At 66.6% G+C, this 20,906-nt stretch carries 17 protein-coding genes and 1 tRNA gene; 6 read left to right on the top strand and 12 right to left on the bottom strand.

Features of this window, described 5'->3' with window-relative positions; all coding sequences use genetic code 11:
- Window position 1: 1 nt before the first annotated feature.
- Window positions 2-1,384 carry a histidine--tRNA ligase gene (hisS, locus tag OY559_RS08150; protein WP_277729526.1) on the bottom strand — a complete coding sequence of 461 codons (1,383 nt, stop codon included), beginning with the start codon at window positions 1,382-1,384 and terminating at the stop codon, window positions 2-4.
- 117 nt (window positions 1,385-1,501) lie between these two features.
- Here hisS and OY559_RS08145 point away from each other — a divergent pair.
- The 5 genes from OY559_RS08145 to pgaD all read left to right on the top strand — a co-directional run bounded on the left by OY559_RS08145 (window position 1,502) and on the right by pgaD (window position 7,702).
- Window positions 1,502-1,578: transfer RNA gene (locus OY559_RS08145), tRNA-Pro, on the top strand.
- A gap of 439 nt (window positions 1,579-2,017) precedes the next feature.
- A complete protein-coding gene (gene pgaA / locus OY559_RS08140) occupies window positions 2,018-4,096 on the top strand; it encodes a poly-beta-1,6 N-acetyl-D-glucosamine export porin PgaA (RefSeq protein ID WP_277729525.1) in 2,079 nt (692 codons plus the stop codon).
- 2 nt (window positions 4,097-4,098) lie between these two features.
- A complete protein-coding gene (pgaB, locus tag OY559_RS08135) occupies window positions 4,099-6,003 on the top strand; it encodes a poly-beta-1,6-N-acetyl-D-glucosamine N-deacetylase PgaB (protein WP_277729524.1) in 1,905 nt (634 codons plus the stop codon).
- Window positions 6,003-7,250, top strand: coding sequence for a poly-beta-1,6-N-acetyl-D-glucosamine synthase (pgaC, locus tag OY559_RS08130; protein ID WP_277729523.1), 1,248 nt, complete (start codon window positions 6,003-6,005; stop codon window positions 7,248-7,250). Before pgaB ends, pgaC begins: the two co-directional genes overlap by 1 nt.
- Complete coding sequence (gene pgaD, locus OY559_RS08125) at window positions 7,247-7,702, top strand: poly-beta-1,6-N-acetyl-D-glucosamine biosynthesis protein PgaD (RefSeq protein WP_142125195.1); 456 nt, start codon at window positions 7,247-7,249, stop codon at window positions 7,700-7,702. The genes pgaC and pgaD overlap by 4 nt, the downstream gene beginning before the upstream one ends.
- A 9-nt stretch (window positions 7,703-7,711) precedes the next feature.
- Here the strand turns inward: pgaD and OY559_RS08120 are convergent, their stop codons facing one another.
- The 11 genes from OY559_RS08120 to OY559_RS08070 all read right to left on the bottom strand — a co-directional run bounded on the left by OY559_RS08120 (window position 7,712) and on the right by OY559_RS08070 (window position 19,164).
- Window positions 7,712-8,971, bottom strand: coding sequence for a glutamate-5-semialdehyde dehydrogenase (locus tag OY559_RS08120; RefSeq protein ID WP_277729522.1), 1,260 nt, complete (start codon window positions 8,969-8,971; stop codon window positions 7,712-7,714).
- Window positions 8,972-9,118: 147 nt separating this feature from the next.
- A complete protein-coding gene (gene proB / locus OY559_RS08115; RefSeq protein WP_277729521.1) occupies window positions 9,119-10,267 on the bottom strand; it encodes a glutamate 5-kinase in 1,149 nt (382 codons plus the stop codon).
- Window positions 10,268-10,276: 9 nt separating this feature from the next.
- A complete protein-coding gene (locus OY559_RS08110; protein ID WP_277729520.1) occupies window positions 10,277-10,534 on the bottom strand; it encodes a YciI family protein in 258 nt (85 codons plus the stop codon).
- A complete protein-coding gene (argH, locus tag OY559_RS08105) occupies window positions 10,531-11,823 on the bottom strand; it encodes an argininosuccinate lyase (protein WP_277729519.1) in 1,293 nt (430 codons plus the stop codon). The genes OY559_RS08110 and argH overlap by 4 nt, the downstream gene beginning before the upstream one ends.
- Window positions 11,824-11,903: 80 nt before the next feature.
- Window positions 11,904-12,854, bottom strand: a complete 951-nt coding sequence (argC, locus tag OY559_RS08100) for an N-acetyl-gamma-glutamyl-phosphate reductase (protein ID WP_277729518.1) — start codon at window positions 12,852-12,854, stop codon at window positions 11,904-11,906.
- Window positions 12,851-13,471 carry a GNAT family N-acetyltransferase gene (locus OY559_RS08095; protein ID WP_277729517.1) on the bottom strand — a complete coding sequence of 207 codons (621 nt, stop codon included), beginning with the start codon at window positions 13,469-13,471 and terminating at the stop codon, window positions 12,851-12,853. The genes argC and OY559_RS08095 overlap by 4 nt, the downstream gene beginning before the upstream one ends.
- A 1-nt stretch (window position 13,472) precedes the next feature.
- A complete protein-coding gene (locus OY559_RS08090; protein ID WP_277729516.1) occupies window positions 13,473-14,792 on the bottom strand; it encodes an acetylglutamate kinase in 1,320 nt (439 codons plus the stop codon).
- Window positions 14,793-14,868: 76 nt separating this feature from the next.
- Window positions 14,869-15,951, bottom strand: a complete 1,083-nt coding sequence (locus OY559_RS08085; protein WP_277729515.1) for an acetylornithine deacetylase — start codon at window positions 15,949-15,951, stop codon at window positions 14,869-14,871.
- A gap of 149 nt (window positions 15,952-16,100) precedes the next feature.
- Window positions 16,101-17,303 carry an argininosuccinate synthase gene (locus tag OY559_RS08080; protein WP_277729514.1) on the bottom strand — a complete coding sequence of 401 codons (1,203 nt, stop codon included), beginning with the start codon at window positions 17,301-17,303 and terminating at the stop codon, window positions 16,101-16,103.
- Window positions 17,304-17,448: 145 nt separating this feature from the next.
- A complete protein-coding gene (locus OY559_RS08075) occupies window positions 17,449-18,450 on the bottom strand; it encodes an N-acetylornithine carbamoyltransferase (protein ID WP_277729513.1) in 1,002 nt (333 codons plus the stop codon).
- Between the two features lie 273 nt (window positions 18,451-18,723).
- A complete protein-coding gene (locus OY559_RS08070) occupies window positions 18,724-19,164 on the bottom strand; it encodes a hypothetical protein (RefSeq protein ID WP_277729955.1) in 441 nt (146 codons plus the stop codon).
- A gap of 198 nt (window positions 19,165-19,362) precedes the next feature.
- Between OY559_RS08070 and cysS the strand changes: the two genes are divergently transcribed.
- On the top strand, window positions 19,363-20,751 hold the full coding sequence (gene cysS, locus OY559_RS08065) for a cysteine--tRNA ligase (protein WP_277729512.1): 1,389 nt from the start codon (window positions 19,363-19,365) through the stop codon (window positions 20,749-20,751).
- The last annotated feature ends 155 nt before the right edge of the window (window positions 20,752-20,906 follow it).

Below are 20,906 nucleotides of genomic sequence, written 5' to 3'. Positions count from 1 at the left end.
GTCAGCGTCCCGCCAATGCGCGTGCCTGTTCCAGCTCCACCTTCAGGCTGCTGGCCAGTTCTTCGCGCTTCACCTCGAACTGCTGCTCGCGCAACAGGTCCTTCACCGTCACCACACCGCGCGTCAGCTCGTCCTCGCCCGCCAGCACAACGAAGCGGATGCCCGCGCGCGAGGCGTACTGGAACTGCTTGGCCAGCTTGCGGCTCTCCATCTGCACTTCGGTGTTGATGCCGGCCGCGCGCAGGCGCCGCGCGATGTCCAGCGAACCGGCCAGCTGGCCGTCGTCCATCAGCGCAACCATGGCCTGCACGCTGCTCTCGTCGCTGCCGGCGATCAGGCCGGCCTCGCGCAGCTGCCAGAACAGGCGGGTCAGGCCGATCGAGATGCCCACGCCCGGCAGTTTCGACTTGGTGTAGTGGCTGGCCAGGTCTTCGTAGCGGCCGCCGGAGCAGATCGAGCCGATCTGCGGGTAGCCGTCCAGCTGGGTCTCGTAGACGGTGCCGGTGTAGTAGTCCAGGCCGCGGGCGATGGAGAAATTCAGGCAGTACGCGTCCTCGGGCACGCCCAGCGCCTTGACCAGTTCCAGCACCTCGCGCAGTTCGGCGATGCCCTGGTTGAAGGTGTCGCTGCCCTGCCCCAGCGCGTCCAGCCGCGCCAGCGTGTCGGCGTGGCCGGTGCTGCGCACGGCGACGAAGTCCAGGATGCGGTCCACGCCCTCGGCCGCCATGCCAAAGCCCTCGCCGGTCAGCGTCTCGCGCACGTAGTCGGCGCCGCGCTTGTCGAGCTTGTCGACCTCGCGCAGCACCAGCGCCTGCTGTTCGCTGTCGGTGACGCCCTGCGCCTCGAAGAAGCCGCGCATCAGCTTGCGGTTGTTCAGCTGGATGGTGAAGTCGCCGATGCCCAGTTCGCTGAAGACGGCGTGGATCACCGCCAGGATCTCGGCGTCGAAGCGCACGCTCAGCGCGTCCTTGCCGATCACGTCGATGTCGCACTGGTAGAACTCGCGGAAGCGGCCGCGCTGCTGGCGTTCGCCGCGGTAGACGCGCTGGATCTGGTAGCGGCGGAACGGGAAGGTCAGTTCGTGTTCGTGTTCGGCCACGTAGCGGGCCAGGGGCACGGTCAGGTCGAAGCGCAGGGCCAGTTCGGGCAGGCCCTCGCCTTCTTTCGCCAATGCGCCGGTGGACTGGACGAAATAGACCTGCCGTTCGGTTTCGCCGCCGGACTTGGTCAGCAGGGTCTCGGACAGTTCGAACACCGGGGTTTCGACGGGCAGGAAGCCGAAGCGCTCGTAGTTGCGACGGATGGTGTCCAGCATGCGCTGGAAGGCGATCTGCTCGCGCGGGAGCAGTTCCATCACTCCGGGCGGGGTACGGGGCTTGATCAAGCGAAAAACTCCAACGGACGGCAACAGCGCATTCTAAGTGGGAAGGCCGCATGCCGTAACGGAAACACCGCGCCCTATTGCCGCACGCGCGACGACTGCCTACAATGCGCGGCTCAACGGGGTGTAGCTCAGTCTGGTAGAGCGCTACGTTCGGGACGTAGAGGTCGCAGGTTCGAATCCTGTCTCCCCGACCAAAACACGAAGCCCGGGAAACGAAAGTTTCCCGGGCTTTTTGTTGACTCCCGGTTGCCCACCCCTGTTGCCTGCCCGACATCGCTCCTTAGCCGGGCCGCAGCAGCGCGCACCCTCTGCCCCACCCCATGGGCGGGCTGTGGCTCTCCGCACCACGAGCCCGCACAAAATCGTGCTGTACGTCACAAAACAATGACGCTGGACGTCACTCTTTGACCTCTCTCGAACGCGCCCCTGAGGACGGGTGCCGGCCTCACGTCAAACATATTCAGGACACTCCGGCGTTCCAGCACCTTATTGGAGCGAACCGGGACCGTAATATTCATGTTAATTTACTAAATCTGAACGAAATTGTGATCCAACTGTCCTGAAACCGAACAATTGAGAGAACTGGCAGAATTTTTGCTTTAACCCGCGCAACGGACTACGCAACCGCGCCGCGTGACGGGCCCCCACTTGAATCTCCGGTTCTTCCCCCTCCCCCTCGCCCTGGCGTGCGCCACGGGCTTGTCCCTGCATCCCGTTGCGCTTCAGGCCGCGCCTGCGGAAACGCGGACGCTATCGCGCCAAGCCCAGTTGGACGACGCCACGCGGCTGCGTGACCAGCGCCAATGGCTCGCGGCCCTCGCGATCTATGAGCGTCTGTTGTCCGCAACCCCCTCGGATGAGGAGGCCTACCGGCTGCGCACGTTGACGCTGGCGGATCTCGGCAACGCCGAACGCGCATGGCAGCTTTATCGCGCTCGCCCGGCCATCTTCAGCGGGGCCGAAGCCGAGCGCATCGAGAACGACCGCTTGGCCCGCACGATCGTCTGGGGAGGCCTCTACGCACAGGACACGGCATCCCGGCTGGATGAAATGAAGCAGGCCGAACGCCTGATGACGGAGCACCTTGCCAGCCTGACTCCGGCGCAGCGCGCCGAAGCCACGCGTCCACGCCTGGACACGCTGGTGATCCTCAATACGCTGGAAAAGCATGATGAAGTCGTGGCGGCATACCGGGCGCTTCTTGCAGACGGCGTGGAAGTGCCACCCTACGCTCTGGCCAAGGTCGGCGATTCGCTGCTGGCCACGCGCCGACCGGAGGAAGCCGCCGCGGCGCTCGAGACGTCGCTGGCGGCGATGCCTGGCGAGTTCGATATCCAACTGCTGCTGGCGTATGCCTATCTGGAATCGGAACAGCACGCGCGCGCACTGGCGATGCTGGATGCCCTGGCCAAGTCCAACGAACCCTGGCCACGTGCCGCAGGCGCGCGCCTCGGCCACCAGAACTGGCATCGCTTCGAGGCCGACACCAACCACGCGATGGTGACCGCGTACGGCAACCGCCTGCAGGAAGCCCAGGTGGCGCTCGAAGCGCTCGCATCCGTGGCGCCCAACAACGCAGGGCTGCAATCACGCCTCGGCAATGTCTTCGGCATGCGCGGCTGGAGCGAGCGCGCCCTGCAGCGCCAGCGCATGGCGATGACGCTGGATCCGCGCAGCATCGAAGCCCGTATCGGCGCCACCGAATCCCTGCTCGCACTCGACCGCGTGGACGATGCCCGCCTGCTCCACGACGCGCTGCTCGAACAGTTTCCAGGCAACACCCACGTGCAGCGCCTGGATCGCTACTGGGATGCGCACCTGGGTTGGCGCGGCCGTGTATGGGCCACTGCGGGACGCAGTGACGCCGAAGGCACGACGACCGCATCGCCGTTGGGAAATCGCGACGGCGAGTACGGGGCCTACGTAGAGAGCCCGATGCTGGCTGATCGTTGGCGCGCGACCGCGCAGGTCAGCGATGCCTGGGCCGATTTCCAGGGCGAACGCGTGCATGCCCGCTACGCCGGCATGGGCCTGCTCTACGCACACGACCGGCTGTCGCTGGAAGCACAAGCGTTGCGCCCTGACGACCGGTTCCTCGACGACACCGCCGTCGGAGTCCGTGCCGGGTGGCGTTTCAGCGACACCGTGTCGGCCAGCGCCGCCATCTTCCACGCAGATCCAGAAGCTTCACTGCAGGCGCGCCGCAGCGGGATCGGGGCCGACAGCTGGCAGGCCGGACTGGTGTGGTCGCCTTCGGAACAGGGGCAACTGGGTGCGCGCTACAAGCGCTGGGACTACGACGACGGCAACCGACGCCAGGAGCTGGGGGTGTATGGCCAGCACAGGTGGATCACGCGGCCGCACCTGTTGGTCGACGTGATCGGCGACGCGTATGCATCGCGGGGCAGTCACGACGACGCTCCCTACTTCAATCCTTCCGAGGATCGCGCACTCAACACCGGCGTCCGCATCGATCACGTCGCGTGGCGCCGTTACGAACGCCACCTGCGTCAGCGCCTGGAGATCACCGCCGGCAGCTACTGGCAGGAAGGCCATGGCAGTGCATGGGTACCGCGCGCCAGCTACCGGCACGAATGGAAGCTGGGCATGGGCCACGTGCTGGATTACGGCATCGCCTGGTCGCGCCCCGTCTACGACGGCCAGCGCGAGCAGCGCGTGGCGCTGGACATCGAATACAGGTGGGGAGAATAGGCATGGCAAGCATCATCGACAACCTGGTCCTGCGGGCGTGCCTGTCGCTGTTCGTGCTGTTCCCCTTCACGGCCTTCGCAGGCGATGCCGCACCCGCCACGCGCACCCTGCAGGTGGCCGGCGAACGCTTGCTGGTGCTCAGCTACCACGACATCCGCGACGATGTCGCCCGAAAAGGCGACCCGGATGGCTACGCGGTCAGCACGCAGAACTTCGCCGCGCACCTGGATTGGCTTTCGGGCCAGGGCTACCACCCGGTCAGCCTGGGTGACGTACTGGCAGCCTCGCGTGGCGAGCGCGCACTGCCCGACAAGGCCGTGCTGCTGACCTTCGACGATGGACTGCGCAGCGTGTACACGCATGCATTCCCGCTGCTGCGTGCCTACGGCTACCCGGCCCTGGTCGCGGTGGTGACGGACTGGGTGGACCTGCCGGCGGGCCGGCAGGTGGACTACGGCCCCCGCATGTTCACGCACGACGATTTCCTGACCTGGGCACAACTGCGCGAAATGCAGGCGACCGGGCTGGTCGAGGTCGCATCGCACAGCCATCACCTGCACCACGGCGTGCAGTCGAATCCGCAGGGCAACATGACCCCGGCGGCGATTACCCGCCGCTACGACGCGACGGCCCACCGTTACGAGAGCGAAAGCGAGTATTGCGCACGCATCCGTGCCGACCTGCAGGCGAGCGCCGACGCGCTGCAGCGCGAACTGGGCGTGCGTCCGCGCGCCATCGTCTGGCCATATGCGGCCTACAACAGTGTCAGCAACGGTATCGCCGAAACGCTGGGCATGTCGGTGTCCTTCGACCTTGAGGGCCGCGAACAGAAGGTCGGCCGCGACCTGCATGGGCTGGCACGCCTGCTGCTGAGCGACAACCCGAGCATCGGCGACCTGGCCTACGAGCTGCGCCATGACGAGGATGTCGCCGGCGTCCGCGCCATGCAGGTCGACCTGGACTATGTCTACGACGCTGATCCCGCACAGCTCGATCGCAACCTCGACGCGCTGCTGGAGCGGGTCAAGCGGATCGGCCCCACCCATGTATTCCTGCAGGCGTTCGCCGATCCCGACGGCAATGGTTCGGCGGATGCGCTGTACTTCCCCAACCGCCATCTTCCGGTGCGCGCGGACCTGTTCAACCGGGTAGCCTGGCAACTGCGCACGCGGGCAGGCGTGAAAGTGCTGGCGTGGCTGCCGGTACTCGGCTTCGAGCCGCCGGATGCGACACAGCGCCGGGCGCTGGCACTGCCGGAGCGCGCGGGCGACATCTTCCGGCTGGACCCCTCCAATCCCCATGCCCGCGCACTGATCACCGACATCTACGAAGACCTGGCCATCGCCAGCTACTTCGAGGGCCTGCTGTTCCACGACGACGCCTACCTGCGCGACGACGAACTTCCCCGTCTCGGCAGCGCCGAGGCACGCTCGCACCTGCTCGTCGATGTCACCCATGAACTGAAGCGCTCCGCCGAGCGCTGGCGACCTAAGCTGCTGACGGTCCGCAACCTTTACGCACGCACCGTGCTGGAGCCGAAGAGCCAGCAGTGGTTCGGCCAGCGCCTGGACACCTTCCTCACAGCCTACGACTACACCGCGCTGATGGCGATGCCGTGGATGGAAGGTGAACATCGTCGCCCTGCCGCGTGGATGCGCGAGCTGACCGACGCCGTGCGCGCGCACGACCCGACGTTCAACAAGACCCTGTTCGAGCTGCAGACGCGCGACTGGCGCGCCGGCACGCCGATTCCCGGCGACACCCTGCAGGCTCTCGTGCGCCAGTTGCAGGCCGACGGCGTGCGGCACCTGGGCTGGTACCCGGACGACTTCATCCGCGACCAGCCGCGCCTCCCCGATGTGCGTGGCAGCCTTTCCGCGCGCAGCTTTCCCTACGAGGAACGGTGATGGCTCCGCTGCTCGACGCGCTGTTCCAGTTCGCGTTCCTCTATCCCATCGTGATGTCCTTCTTCTGGATGTCCGGCGGGTTGTATTACTACTTCCGCCGTGAACGGCATGCGCGCCCGCGCAACGATCCGCCGCCGATGACCGTGATGCCGTTCGCCACCCTGCTGATCCCCTGCCACAACGAGGGCGACAACGTCGACGACACCATCGGCGCAGCGCTCGCGCAGCAGTACCCCGACTTCGAGGTCATCGCCATCAACGACGGCAGCCGCGATGACACGGGCGAGCGCCTGAACGCGCTGGCCGCCGTGCACCCGCGTCTCCGGGTGATCCATCTGGACCGCAACCTCGGCAAGGCGAACGCACTGCGCATGGGCGCGCTGGCGGCACGCAGCGAATACCTGGTCTGCATTGACGGCGACGCGTTGCTGGACGAATACGCCACCCACTGGATCATCTGGCACCTGACGTCCGGACCGCGCGTCGGTGCGGTGACCGGCAATCCACGCATCCGCAACCGGTCCACCCTGCTGGGGCGCCTGCAGGTGGGCGAGTTCTCTTCGATCATCGGCATGATCAAGCGTGCGCAACGGGTCTACGGGCGCATCTTCACCGTGTCGGGCGTGATCAGCGGCTTCCGTCGCACCGCACTGCACCGTATCGGTTACTGGGCCGACGACATGGTGACGGAGGACATCGACATCAGCTGGCGCCTGCAACTCGATCACTGGGACATCCGTTACGAACCCAACGCACTGTGCTTCATCCTGATGCCGGAAACGTTGAAAGGACTCTGGCGCCAGCGCCTGCGGTGGGCACAGGGCGGGGTTGAAGTACTGCTCCGCCACAGCGTGGGCATGTTCAGCTGGCGCAAGCGGCGCATGTGGGCCGTGCTGCTCGAGTACCTGCTGAGCGTGGTCTGGGCGTACACCATGCTGCTCATCATGCTGCTATGGGCACTGGGGAAATTCGTCTCACTGCCGCCTTCGCTGTACGTGCACACCCTGCTGCCTTCGTGGCACGGGGTGATCCTGGCGTTGATCTGCATGCTGCAGTTCGCCAGCAGCATCGTCATCGACCGTCGCTACGAGACCGCGGTGGGACGCAACTACTTCTGGATGATCTGGTACCCGATGGCGTACTGGATGCTGAGTCTGTTCACCACCGTAGTGGCTGTGCCGAGAACGCTGATGCGTCGTCGGCGCGGTCGCGCCACGTGGGTGAGCCCTGATAGGGGAATACGATGAAGTTCGATTCGCGCCTGATCCGCAAACCGATGAAGCAGCCAAGACTGCAACGCGCAGCCTGGGGCTTCGTCACGCTGGGGTTCTGGATGGTATACGTCTACCTGTGGACACCGCTGGCGACGCTGCTGCTTTGGCTGCTCGGCTTCCGCACGGCGTTCTTCGAGCTTTACGTGCGCGAACACGCCATCGAGCCATTCCTGCTCTTCTCCCTGCCGCTACTGGCGGTGGCTTGCGCGCTGATGCTGATCGCGTGGGCAGAGTACAACCGGCTGCGCTTCAGCCGGGTGGACCGCCGCAGCCAGCCGCGCAGCGCTACCCTGCCCGACGTGGCACAGGCTCTCGGCGCGCCGCCGGCCGTCGCGCGGGCGCTGGTGCAGGGCAAGATCACCGTGCTGCACATGGGCGAGGATGCCTGTCCGCACGGCTTCACTGCGATCGCCGATCCAGGCTGATCGACAGCGTCAGAGCAGGTCCGGGTGCCGCACCTGCCCCTCGCCGCGCACCACGAACCGCTCGATGGTGAGCGCTTCCAGGCCCATGGGGCCGTACGAATGCAGGCGCGTGGTGGAGATGCCGATCTCCGCGCCCAGCCCCAGCTCGCCGCCATCGGAGAACCGCGACGAGGCATTGACCATCACCACGGCGGACCGCAAGGCGTTGAGGAACGTCTCCGCATGCACGGGATCGCGGGTGACGATGACCTCGGTATGGTCGGACGTGTAGCGACGGATATGGGCGATGGCGGCGTCCAGGTCGTCCACCACGCCGATCGCGATCACCAGGTCGAGGAATTCGGCGGCGAAGTCCTCTTCGGTCGCCGGCGGCGCATCCGGCACCCATGCCCGCCCGCGTTCGTCCACCCTCGCCTCCACGCCGCGCGCGCGCAGTGCGGCGACGGCACGCGGCAGGAATGTCGGCGCGATATCGCGATGGACCAGCAACGTCTCCAGCGAATTGCAGGCCGACGGCCGCGACACCTTGCCGTCCAGCAGCAGGGCCAGCGCCAGCTCCTCGTCGGCGCCGGCATCCACGTACTGGTGGCAGACGCCCTTGTAGTGCTTGATCACCGGCACGCGCGCGTGTTCGGCGACGAAGCGGATGAGTCCCTCGCCCCCGCGCGGGATCACCAGGTCGACGATGTCGTTCAACTGGATCAGTTCCAGAATGGTGTCGCGGCGTAGGTCTTCGACGAGGGTCAGCACGGCCTCGGGCAATCCGGCCTCGCGCAGGGCCCGCTTCAGCGACGCCGCGATAGCAGAGTTGGAATGGATCGCTTCCGAGCCGCCGCGCAGGACGACGGCGTTGCCGGCCTTCAGGCACAGGGCTGCCGCGTCGGCGGTGACGTTGGGGCGCGCTTCGTAGATCATCGCGATCACGCCCAGCGGCACGCGCACGCGTTCGACATGGATGCCATTGGGCCGGTCGTAGGCGCGGGTGACCTGCCCCACCGGGTCCGGCAGCTCCGCCACCTCGCGCACGGCGGCCGCGATGCCCTGCAGGCGCGCAGTGTCCAGCCGCAGGCGATCCAGCATGGCGCTGCCGATGCCTTTTGCCGCGGCAGCCTCCAGGTCGCGCGCGTTGGCCGCCAGGATCGCGCCTTCGTCGGCCAACAGCGCATCGGCCATCGCACGCAACAGGGTGTTCTTCGCCGCTGTCGGCAGACCCGCGATGGCGGTAGCCGCGTCGCGGCATTGCAGCGCCAGCGTCTTGATGTCGGTCATGCGACCTCCTTGCTCACGATCGATCATGAGATCCCTGTCCTTGTAGGAGCGCCCTCGGGCGCGATGCTTTTCGATCTGGAATTCCGAGCAGGAGCATCGCGCCCGAGGGCGCTCCTACAAAGGCGTGCGGTGCGGGACGACGAGGCATCACAACAGCACCAGATCATCGCGATGGACGACATTCTCGCCATAGGTATAACCGAGGATGCCTTCGATCTCGCGCGAGTGGCGCCGCGCGATGCGGCGGATGTCGATCGCCGAGTACTGGCTGACGCCACGCGCGATGCGTTGGTCGCCCGTCTCGTCGCGCAGCACCAGCTCGACCATGTCGCCACGGCGGAAGTCGCCCTCCGCTGTGGTCACGCCGCCCGGCAGCAGCGAGGCGCCCTTCTGGCCCATCGCATTCGCCGCGCCGGCATCGACCACGATGGCCCCGGCTTCCACCGGCACGTTGCGCAGCCAGTACTTGCGCGCTGCGAGGCGGTTCTGCGCGGGGCGGAAGCGCGTGCCGAGCAACGCGCCGCGCGACAGCGCGGATAGCGTCGAGGCCTGCGTGCCATTGAACAGGAACGTCTCGATGCCGGCCGCCGCCGCCTTGGCCGCCGCCTCCAGCTTGGTATGCATGCCGCCGGTACCGACGCCGCTGCCGGTGCCGCCCGCCATGGCGAAGAACGCCGGCGTCAGCGCTTCCACGTCGAGGATCGGTTGCGCGTCGGTCTGAGTGCGTGGATTCGCGGTGTAGAAACCGTCGATGTCGGTGGCGATGAACAACGCGTCGGCGTCGATCAGCGCCGCGACAACCGCAGCGAGATTGTCGTTGTCGCCGAGCTTCAGTTCGTCGACGGAGACGGTGTCGTTCTCGTTGATCACCGGCAACGCACCCAGCGCCAGCAGTTCCTGCAGCGTGGCACGCGCGTTGAGGTAGCGACGGCGGTTTCGCAGGTCGTCATGGGTCAGCAGCACCTGCGCCACGGGCCGATCAAAGAAGCGCTGCCACAGCGCGATCAGCTGCGCCTGCCCGAGCGCCGCCAGTGCCTGGCGCTCGGCCATGGCTACGCCCGCCTGCGGCTTGCGATGCAGCAGGCCGCGCCCCGCCGCCACCGCACCGGACGACACGATGACCACTTCGCGCCCCGCGGCGATGCTGGACGACACGAACTGCGCCAGGTTCAGCGCATGGCGTGGACTGAGCCCCTCGCCTTCCGCCGCCAGCAGGCTGCTGCCCACCTTGAGCACGGCGCGACGCCAGGCCGGCAACGGTTGTTCGGTGAACAGCGGCGGCGTGGCGTGGGTCATGGTGTCAGCTCAGCGGGTGTTCCATTCGTACACGGTGAGATCGGACGTGCCGGTCAGCGCCAGGGGATCGCGCGCGGCGATCGCCTTCGCTTCCTCCAGCGAGACGACGTTCACGAGCACGTAGGCGCCGCCCGTCCTGTCGCTGAAGCCACCGGTCATCTCCAGTTGCCCGGCGGCGCGCAGTTCGTCGAGGAACGCGAGATGCGGCGCGATGACGGCATCGTCGAACGAAGGACGGCGCATGGCCATGACGAGGTAGCGCGTCATAGCGCATCCCAGCGGGCGAGCAGTTCGTCCAGACGCAGGTCGGCGGCAGCACCGGGCGACACGCGCGCGGCGAGGCTGCCTTCCGGTGTACGTCCCTGCCCTGCACTGTCGGCCGATGCCGCGGCGGCTTTGTAAGCCTCGCGGAACGGCACGCCGGCGACCGCCGCTTCGACGGCGACGTCGGTGGCGTACATGCCGGAATCGATCGCGGCACGCAGTTTGTCTTCACGCCATTCCAGGTTGGCCAGCAACGCCGGCAGCAGTTCCAGTGCCGGCAATCCGCGGCCGAAGCCGTGGAAGATCGCGCCCTTGCTGGCCTGCAGGTCGCGGTGGTAGCCCGAGGGCAGCGACAGCAGCTGTTCGATCTCGGTACGCGCGGCGGCGACGCTGGCGTGGGTCGCGCGCATCAACTCGATGACGTCGGGATTGCGCTTGTTCGGCATGATGGAACTGCCGGTGGTGTACTGCGCCGGCAGCGCCACGAAGCCGAACTCGGCGCTGGTGAACAGCGACAGGTCCCAGGCGATGCGGCGCAGGTCCAGCGTGGCCCCGCCCAGGGCCTCCAGCGCAGCCAGCTCGAACTTGCCGCGCGAGAGCTGCGCGTAGATCGGACTGACCTGCATGCGCGCGAAGCCGAGCGCGGCCGTGGTGTGCTCGCGGTCGAGCTTGAGGTTGACACCGTAGCCGGCGGCCGTGCCGAGCGGATTGGCGTCGACCAGCTTCAGCGTGTCGCGCGCGCGCGTGGTGTTGTCGATGAAGGCTTCCGCCCAGCCCGCCCACCACATCCCGGCCGACGACACGACGGCGCGCTGGATATGGGTGTAGCCGGGCAGCGGCAGGTCGCGTTCGACCTGCGCACGGTCGAGCGCGACCTTGGCGATTTCACGCGACAGCACTGCCACGCGGGCCAGTTTTTCCTTCAACCAGAGGCGCGTGGCGACCAGGATCTGGTCGTTGCGGCTGCGGCCGGTGTGGATCTTGCGACCGGCATCGCCGAGGCGCTCGGTCAACCGCGCCTCGATGGCGGAGTGGCCATCCTCGAAACGCTCGTCGAGCACGAACTCGCCGCGACGGAAATCCTCGGCAAGGGTCGCCAGTTCACGCTTCAGGCCGGCCAGTTCGTCGCCCGACAGGATGCCGATGCGCTGCAGGCCTTCGGCATGCGCCGCACTGGCGCGGATGTCATGCAGGAAGAACTCGCGGTCCAGCACCACGTCGTCGCCGGCCAGGAAACGCTGGATCTCCGCGTCCACCGCCACGCCGGGCTTCTGCCACAACAGGTTCGTCATCGATATCTCCATGAAACTGTAGGAGCGCCCTAGGGCGCGATGCTTTTTCGTCCATCCCATGGTCGCGCCCCAGGGCGCTCCTACAAGGGCACGCCTTCGAGTTCGTCGAAGCCGAAGGCGAGGTTGAGATTCTGCATCGCCTGCGTCGCCGCGCCCTTGAGCAGGTTGTCCAGCGTCGCGACCACGACCAGGCGCTTGCCGCCGGGGGCCAGGGTGAAGCCACCGATCTCGACGCCGTGTTTGCCTGCAATGCGGCTGACCCACGGCGCGTCGTCCAGGACGCGGACCAGCGGCTCATGCGCATAACGTTCGCGATAGAGCGCGCGGATGTCGTCCACCTTGGTCGCCTGCTGCAGCCACAGGTTCACCGTCATGGTGATGCCGCGGAAATGCGGCGCAACGTGCGGCATGAACTCCACGGGCACGCCGAGCTGGCGGCTGACTTCGCGCTCGTGCATATGGTCGGTCAGCGCGTACGGCATCAGGTTGTCGCGCAGCAGGTCGGTGTTGTTCTTGTCCGACGGCGTGGTGCCAGCGCCGGAGTAACCGGACACGCCGAAGCACTGCGGCGGACCGGCCAGACGACCGAGGAGTGGCGCAACAGCCAGTTGCATGGCGGTGGCGTAGCAGCCGGGATTGCTGATGCGCTTCTGGCCGGCGCACTTCTGCCGAGTGAGCTCCGGCAGGCCGTAGTACCAGCGCTCGTCGAAGCGGAAATCCGCCGACAGGTCGACCACGACGGTGTCGGGCGCCTGTGCGTCGATGGCGGCAACCAGTTCGGCCGCCTTGCCGTTGGGCAGCGCCAGGATCACGGCATCGGCACCCTTCGCACCGACCTGTTCGTGACTCAGGCTCTCGTAGCGCAGCTCGCCGGCGAACCCTTCGATATGATCGCTGACCTTCTGCCCGTCGAGCTCGCGCGAGGACACGAACACCAGCTCGAAGTGCGGATGGCGGGCAATCAGGCGGATCAACTCGGCGCCGGTGTGGCCGCGGGCGCCGACGATGCCGACGGTCTTGGTGGTGCTCATGGGGAATCCTGTTCGTGCCGGGCCAGCTTGGCCAGCAGGTTGCGTTTCACCGCCAGCCATTCGCCGTCGATGATCGAGAAGACGACGGTATCGCGCGGCGAGCCGTCGGTGTGGCGCTTGTGGTTGCGGAGCACTCCGTCCTGCTTGGCGCCCAGCCGGGCGATGGCCGCGCGCGAGCGATGGTTGAACCAGCTGGTCTCGAACACCACGCTGATGCACCCCAATGTTTCGAATGCATGGGTGAGCAGGAGCAGCTTGGTTTCCGTGTTGACGCCGGTGCGCTGAACATCGGGCGCGTACCAGGTGTAGCCGATACTGAGCTTGGGCACGTCCGCTTCCAGCCCGTAGAAGCGGGTGCTCCCGACGATGCGGCCATCCGCGCCCCGCACCACGAACGGCAGCACGCGGCCATCGGCCTGCGCCGCCAGCACGGACTCGACGTAGTGTTCGACGTCCGCCGCCTTCGGCACCTGCGTGAACCACAGTGCAGACAGCGCGTCGCCGGCCAGCGCGGCACGCAGGCCGTCGACGTGGTCGCGCGACATCGGTTCAAGCCGCACATGGCGCCCCGTGAGGGCGGGAACCTGCTGCCACGCGGTGGGAAGTGCGGTGGCCATGTCAGTCCTTCAGCGTCGGCAGGCGCGTACGGCAATGCGCCACGCAGCGCTCGATGTCGCCGAAATCCTCGATGCCGTACCAGAACACCTTCCACTTCTCCTGCTTGTAGCAGCCATCGGATTCGGCGTAATAGAAGATATTGACCGCATTGTTGTGGCGCGAGCGCCAGAACAGCTGCGGATTCTCCTCGCGCATCACGTGCCAGACAGCCCGGCCCAGCCCCTCGCCCTGCGCGTCATCGAGCACGGCGAACTTGTCCAGGTAGGCGAAGCCCTCCTCCTGCGTCAGGATCAACGCCGTGCGGTAGTTCTCGCTGACATACACGCGGTACGGCGCGGTGCGCTCGAAGTAATCGGGCAGCAAGGTGCGGCCGAAGCTCGATTCGATCAGCGTGCGCAGGCGCGGCAGGTCGACGCCCTCCCACGAGCCCTCGAAGCGCAACACGCGTTCGCCGCGCCGGACCAGCGTGCCGGAGCCCTTGTGGGTGAACAGCTCCTTGGCCAGTTCCGCCGGCTTGGTGATGGAAACCGACGAGGTCAGCGGCAGGCGGTCCAGCAGGTCCTTGATCTGCTCGATCTTCACCCGCATGCCGCCGTTGATCCAGGGCTGCGCCATCAGTTCGTCGTACTCGGTGGACAGGTTGATCGAATCGATCACCCGCCCCTCCGCATCCAGCAGGCCGCCGGTACCGGTCAGGAAGATGATCTTGTACGGCTGCAGCACCTGCACCAGCTCGTTGGCGGCGAAGTCGGCGTTGATGTTGAGGATCTGCCCACCGACGGTTTCGCCCATGCTGGCGATCACGGGGATGGAACCCGCCTTCAGGCTGGCCTCGATGGGCGCCTGGTTGATGCGGGTGACGTCACCGACCAGGCCATAGGTGGCCTGGTCCTTGTATTCGGCCTCGAACACACCGGAGACAATCGACGTGGCACGCGCACCGACCTGCTGCAACGCTTCCACCAGCGCCAGGTTCTGCTGCAGGAATACCTTGCGCACGATGGCCAGCACTTCGGGCGTGGTCACACGCAGGCCATTGACGGTCTGCTTGGTAATGCCCGCGGCAGTCATCTCTTCATCCAGCTGCGGCCCCGCACCGTGCACGACGATGGGCGTCAACCCGACTTCCTGCAGGAACGTCAGCGATGACGTCAGCGCTTCCAGATCGTCGCGCAGCACCGCGCCGCCGACCTTGACCACGGCGAAGCGCTTGGCGTCCAGCTGCGAGAAGCGCTTGACGTACTGCGAGATCTCCTTCGCACTGGCCATGCTGGACAGCAGCCGGATGATGGTCTGGCGGGTTTGCTTGTTCGATTCCATGTCTCTTGCTTTCGTAGGGTGGGCCTTGGCCCACCGTCGTTGACGATCTATGGCGGGCCTGGGCCCGCCCTACGCGTTATTGGAGGATCCTGACGATGCTGTCGGCATACCGCTGCAACTGCTCCAGCGAGACCCATTCGTCGGCGGTGTGCGCCTGCGCGATGTCGCCAGGACCGTAGACGAACGCGGTGAGACCTGCCGCCGAGAACAGCGAGGCTTCGGTCCAGAAATCCACCGCATTGCCGATCGGCAGACCCAGATCGTCGGCCAGGTCGCGCGCGGCCAGCCGGCGCTCCTCCGCCCGCGCGACATCGCCCGATGGCAACGACGGGCCGCGGAAGGTTTCCTCGTACTCGGCCAGCGCCTCGGCACTGGCGAAGCTGCGGAAGGTGGCATGCAACTCGTCCATGTCCTGCGACGGCAGCGGCCGGAAGCCGAACCGGACCTCTGCGCTGGGCGCGATCATGTTCGCCTTGATGCCGCCTTCGACCCGGCCGATGTTGAAGCGCAGGCCGGTCAGTCCGCCGAAACGCAGGTGATGCTGGGCCTGCACGAAATCCAGCGCGCTCGTGCCCCAGCGCATGGCGTTGTGGAGCGCGCTCAGCGACAGCGCGTTCTCGGCAGAAGCGTGGCCTGCCTGTCCCTTGAAGGCCATGCGCACGGCGCTGATGCCACGGTGCGCGAGCACGGCTTCGCAGCGGGTCGGTTCGGCGATGATCGCCTCGCCGAACCCGTGGTCGCGCGCCAGGAACGCGGCGATGCAGCGGGCATCGTTCGCTTCCTCATCGGTGGTGAACAGGAACGCGGCATCGCCCTGCGTCACCTGCGCTGCGGCGACCAGCGCCGCTGCTGCACCCTTGATGTCGCAGGCACCCAGACCGATGGCGCGGTCGCCTTCGATGCGCAACACATGCGGACTGGCGCTCCATGCCGGCGACGATGGCACCGTGTCCAGGTGAACGTTGAACACCCGCTTCGGCTGTCCGCGCACGGCGAAGAACGACACCGCGCCAGCGCCGTGGTCGGTCACTTCGATGGTGAAGTCCGCCAGTTGCGTGCGCAGATAGTCGAATATGCCGTCGGTGCCGATGTCGCGCGGCGGGTTGCGGGTGTCGAAGGACACCAGCTTGTCGAGGTGTTGGAGAACGGATGGCAGCATGGTGTGTCTTGTCCGTGGTCGATCAACGTTCCAGTCGTCATCCCGGCGCATGCCGGGATCCATTTTGCTCTTGCTTCTGGAACGTCCGAAGCAGAATCAAACTGGATTCCAGCTTGCGCTGGAATGACGGCAGGGCATTTCCTGAAGACTCAGCGGTTGATCTCGGCCCACAGCGTCGAGCTCATGCCGAACAGCTTGATGAAGCCTTCGGCTTCTTCGACGCCCCAGTCCGCCGACTGCGCGTAGGTCGCGCCCTTGGCATTGAGGATGTGCGGGGACTTCACCGCCACCGCATCGACGCGGCCGCCACGGGTTTCCAGTACCACCTCGCCGTTGACGGTGGCCTGCGAGGACTGCAGGAACGCTTCCAGGTCAGCCTTCAGCGGGTCGTGGTAGAAGCCTTCGTACACCAGTTCGACCCACTTGCGCGCGATCTCGGGCTTGAAGCGGTTCTGCTGCTTGGTCAGCACGGTCTCTTCCAGCGCGCGGTGCGCGGCCAGCAGCGAGATCAGACCCGGGGCTTCGTACACGATGCGCCCCTTCAGGCCGATCACGGTGTCGCCGGTGTACACGCCACGGCCCACGCCGTAAGGCGCGAACAGCGCGTTCAACTTCGCCAGCAGCGCGGCACCGGCGACGGGCTGTCCGTCCAGGCTGACCGCCTCGCCGTTCTTGAAGCCGACCGTCACCCGCAGCGGCTCCACCGGCCATTCGGCGCGCGGCGCGCACCAGCCACGGGCGCCCTCGCCGGGGGCGGACCACGTGTCGATCTCGCCGCCGGACATCGTCAGGCCCAGCAGGTTCTCGTTGATGGTGTAGCTCTTCTGCTTGGCGCGCACGCCGAAGCCGCGCTCTTCCAGATAGGCCTGTTCGTAGGCGCGGGTCTGGGTGTGTTCCTTCTGGATCTCACGGATCGGCGCCACGATGCGGTAATCGCCGCTGGCCTTCACGGCGAGGTCGAAGCGCACCTGGTCGTTGCCCATGCCGGTGCAGCCGTGCGCGATCGCGTTCGTGCCCAGTTCGGCGGCCCGCTTCAGCGCGGCGTCGACGATCAGGTAGCGGTCGGACACCAGCAGCGGGTATTGCCCCTGGTAACCCTCACCCGCCCACACGAACGGCTTGACGAAGCCCTCCCAGATCGCCGGGCCGCCATCGACGGTGACGTGGCTGGCCACGCCCAGGTCGGCGGCGCGCTGTTCGATGTAGGCGCGCTCTTCTGCATCCACACCGCCGGTGTCGGCGAACACGGTGTGCACGTTCCAGCCGCGCTCCTTCAGGTAGGGCACGCAGAAGCTGGTGTCGAGGCCGCCGGAAAAGGCGAGGACGATGTCTTTGGAGTCGGAAGCAGTCATTTCTTGGTTCTCTGGAGGTGTGCCCCCTCCCCCGCATCGCGGGGGAGGGTCGGAGTGGGGGCGATGGGATGAGGCCGAACTTTCCGGAGGCGGCTCGCCCCCATCCCAGCCTTCCCCCGCAAGCGGGGGAAGGAGCAGATTCGGGCTACTTCACCAACGCGGCCATGATCGCCTTCTGCACATGCAGGCGATTTTCGGCTTCATTGATCGCGATGCACTGCGGCGAGTCCATCACGCCGTCGGTGGCCTTCACGTTGCGGCGCAACGGAAGGCAGTGGCTGAAGACACCGTTGTTGGTCAGCGCCATCTTCCGCTCGTCGACGATGAAGTGCTTGTACTGGTCGCGGATGGGCTTCTCGGGCTCCCAGTTGCCGAAGAAGGGCAGCGCGCCCCAGCTCTTGGCGTAGACCACGTCGGCACCGGCATAGGCGCTGTCCGTGTCGTGACTGATGGTCAGCGAACCGCCGCTTTCAGCCACGTTCTGCTCGGCCCAGCCCATGTAGCGTTCGTCCAGGATGTAGTCCGACGTCGGGCACAGCAGGGTGACGTCCATACCCATGCGCGTGGCGATGGTCAGCGCGGAATTGGCGACCGCGGTGTTCAGCGGCTTGGGATGGTACGTCCAGGTGAGCACGTATTTCTTGCCGCGCAGGTCGGACGTGCCGAAGTGCTCCTGCAACGCCAGCGCGTGGGCCAGTTCCTGGCAGGGATGGGTGATCGTCTCCATGTTGATCACCGGCACCGGCGAGTACTTGGCGAACGACTTCAGCACGATGTCCTCGCGGTCATAGGCCCAGTCGACGAACTTCGGGAAGGCCCGCACGCCGATCAGGTCCACGTAGCGGCCCAGCACCTTGGCCACCTCGGCGATGTGTTCCTCGGTGTCTCCGTCCATCACCGTGCCCAGGTTGAACTCGATGGGCCACGCGTCCTTGCCCGGCTGCAGCACCACGGCATGGCCACCCAGCTGGAACGCGCCCAGCTCGAAGCTGGTGCGGGTACGCATCGAAGGATTGAAGAACACCAGCGCGATGGACTTGCCCTTCAGCGCATCGCCCAGCTTGTGCTGCTTGTACAACGCGGCCTGTGTCAGCAAGGCGTCCAGTTCGGTGCGGCTCCAGTCCTGCGTGTTCAAGAAGTGCTTCATTACGGCATCCTGGTTTCGGGAATGTGGCATTGCGGGTATCGGAAACGAAAAAACCCAGCCTCTGGCTGGGTTTCCGGTGAACAGGCGACGACGTCCGGGGTACCCAGCTAGATGCAGGATTCCGGTCGACGCGCACGCGACGTCATGCTCGAGGCCTGGCGGGCCGCGCTGTCAGCATGGGCGTGTGCATTCATCTTCATGGGCGCGAATGCTCGCATGTGCTGCGGCGCAGCGCAAGGACGGATTCGGTTGCGTGTGCAACCGTGCCGGAAATCAGGGACCGCTTGCCGTGGGCTGGGCGGGTGCCACGTACGGCGCGACAGAGATACGGATGCGCAGGCGGTTGCCCGGATCCTCCGCCAGGCGCGAACGGTACTTCACGCCCTTGTAGATGTAGTCCACGTCGTAGGCGATGGGCCGCTGGAACTCCCGCTCGACGGGCACCATGCGGCAGTTGACCTTCACCGTCGGGACCGGGGGCGCTACCGGTGGCTCTGCGGCCTCGTCACTGCCGAACCACCCGCGCACCGAACTGACCACCCTCGACCAGCGACTGTCTTCCTCGGCCGGTTGTTCGGGTTTCGGCGCCGGCACTTCGTCGCACCGCTGTTCGGTGCGGCTGGCCCGCAGCGTCTGGTAGACCGGCTCCACACTCAGCACCTGCGCATAGTCCAGGCGGACATTCTCTGCCGGGATCACCCGCTCCTGCGCCATGGCGGACGCGGCGAACAGCAGGCAGGGCAGGAAAAGGGCGGAGCGGAGGCGGTGCATGTGGCCTGAAAGTGGTATCCCGGTGTCACAGTGTAGGGACCGCGCCTTGAGTGGGGCTGAACATCGACGCCGTGAAACCGCTCCGACCCCCGGTCCCGGCGCAGAAGGTAGAATCCACCGGCTCTCCCCTGCCCCGCCTCCATGACCTTGCGCCTGCACAACAACCTCACCCGCCGGGTCGAGGAATTCGAACCACTCGGCCCCGTCCCCACGATGTACGTGTGCGGACCCACCGTCTACAACTACGTCCATATCGGCAATGCCCGCGGGCCGGTGGTGTTCGGCGTGCTGGCCGCGCTGCTGCGCCGGCGCTACGGCGCGCTGCGCTACGCGCGCAACATCACCGACGTGGACGACAAGATCAACGCAGCGGCGAAGGAGCTTGGCGTGGCGATTTCGGCCATCACCGACCGCTACGCCGATGCCTACCGGCAGGACATGGCCGGGCTGGGCGTGACCGGTGAATTCAGTCCGGACATCGAGCCGGCCGCCACGGCGCACATACCCCACATCATCGCGATGATCGAGCAACTGATCGCGGGTGGCCACGCCTACGCCGCGGAAGGCCACGTGCTCTTCTCGGTCGGCAGCTTCCCGGAATACGGCAAGCTGTCGCGGCGCGACCCGGAAGAGATGCTGGCCGGGGCGCGCGTGGAAGTGGCGCCATACAAGCGCGATCCTGGCGATTTCGTGCTGTGGAAGCCCTCCACGCCGGACCTGCCGGGCTGGGAGTCGCCCTGGGGCGTCGGCCGCCCCGGCTGGCATATCGAGTGCTCGGCGATGGCCGCCGCGCACCTCGGCGAGACCATCGACATCCACGCCGGTGGCGTGGACCTGCAGTTCCCGCATCACGAGAACGAAGTGGCGCAGAGCGAGTGCGCGCACAAGCACGCCGACGGGTCGCACAAGACGTTCGCGCGTTTCTGGCTGCACAACGGCATGCTCAATTTCGGCGGCGCCAAGATGAGCAAGTCGCTGGGCAACATCGAGAAGGTCCACGACCTGTTGCAACAGCACCCGCCGGAAGCGCTGCGCTACGCACTGCTTTCCGCGCACTACCGCCAGCCGCTGGACTGGTCGGAAGCGCTGGTCGAACAGTCGAAGAACACGCTGGACCGGCTGTACGGCACGCTGCGCGACCTGGGCGAGATCAAGGTCGTGCCGCTCACGCCGCAGGTCATCGAGGAGGCGCTCAGCGATGATCTGAACACGCCACAGGCGCTGGCCGAAGTCGCCCGCATCGCCGCAGATGCCCGCAAGGCGACGACGCCAGAGGGTCGGCAGCGTCTGAAAGCCGAGCTGCTAGGCGCAGGCCTCGTGCTCGGCCTGCTCCAGCAGGACCCCGCCGAATGGTTCGGCCGCGGCACCTCGTCCGATGACGACGCGCGCATCCAGGCGCTGATCGACGAGCGCGCCGCCGCGAAGAAGTCCCGCGACTTCGCGCGCTCCGATGCCATCCGCGACCAGCTGGCGGCCGAAGGCATCCTGCTGGAAGACACGCCGCAGGGCGTACGCTGGAAGCGTGCGTGAACCGCTCCTCCCTTCTCCCGCCGGGAGAAGGTGGCGCGAAGCGCCGGATGAGGGTCCGGCGACATCGGGACGTCGGCACCATAAAGACTCCGCCGTACCCTCACCCCAACCCCTCTCCCGAGGGGAGAGGGGCTTCTGAACCAGGCTTGCTCATC

Source organism: Pseudoxanthomonas sp. SE1 (assembly GCF_029542205.1).
GTDB lineage: Bacteria > Pseudomonadota > Gammaproteobacteria > Xanthomonadales > Xanthomonadaceae > Pseudoxanthomonas_A.
This window is presented reverse-complemented; position numbering and strand designations above follow the sequence as displayed.

Bases quoted from the DNA above. Each gene is read 5' to 3' on its own strand.
- OY559_RS08075 (WP_277729513.1), bottom strand. From the start codon at position 18,450: ATGAAGCACTTCTTGAACACGCAGGACTGGAGCCGCACCGAACTGGAC.
- pgaD (WP_142125195.1), top strand. From the start codon at position 7,247: ATGAAGTTCGATTCGCGCCTGATCCGCAAACCGATGAAGCAGCCAAGA.
- argC (WP_277729518.1), bottom strand. From the start codon at position 12,854: ATGAGCACCACCAAGACCGTCGGCATCGTCGGCGCCCGCGGCCACACC.
- OY559_RS08120 (WP_277729522.1), bottom strand. From the start codon at position 8,971: ATGACCGACATCAAGACGCTGGCGCTGCAATGCCGCGACGCGGCTACC.
- OY559_RS08070 (WP_277729955.1), bottom strand. From the start codon at position 19,164: ATGGCGCAGGAGCGGGTGATCCCGGCAGAGAATGTCCGCCTGGACTAT.
- pgaC (WP_277729523.1), top strand. From the start codon at position 6,003: ATGGCTCCGCTGCTCGACGCGCTGTTCCAGTTCGCGTTCCTCTATCCC.
- proB (WP_277729521.1), bottom strand. From the start codon at position 10,267: ATGACCCACGCCACGCCGCCGCTGTTCACCGAACAACCGTTGCCGGCC.
- pgaB (WP_277729524.1), top strand. From the start codon at position 4,099: ATGGCAAGCATCATCGACAACCTGGTCCTGCGGGCGTGCCTGTCGCTG.
- cysS (WP_277729512.1), top strand. From the start codon at position 19,363: ATGACCTTGCGCCTGCACAACAACCTCACCCGCCGGGTCGAGGAATTC.
- OY559_RS08095 (WP_277729517.1), bottom strand. From the start codon at position 13,471: ATGGCCACCGCACTTCCCACCGCGTGGCAGCAGGTTCCCGCCCTCACG.
- OY559_RS08080 (WP_277729514.1), bottom strand. From the start codon at position 17,303: ATGACTGCTTCCGACTCCAAAGACATCGTCCTCGCCTTTTCCGGCGGC.
- OY559_RS08090 (WP_277729516.1), bottom strand. From the start codon at position 14,792: ATGGAATCGAACAAGCAAACCCGCCAGACCATCATCCGGCTGCTGTCC.
- OY559_RS08110 (WP_277729520.1), bottom strand. From the start codon at position 10,534: ATGACGCGCTACCTCGTCATGGCCATGCGCCGTCCTTCGTTCGACGAT.
- OY559_RS08085 (WP_277729515.1), bottom strand. From the start codon at position 15,951: ATGCTGCCATCCGTTCTCCAACACCTCGACAAGCTGGTGTCCTTCGAC.
- argH (WP_277729519.1), bottom strand. From the start codon at position 11,823: ATGACGAACCTGTTGTGGCAGAAGCCCGGCGTGGCGGTGGACGCGGAG.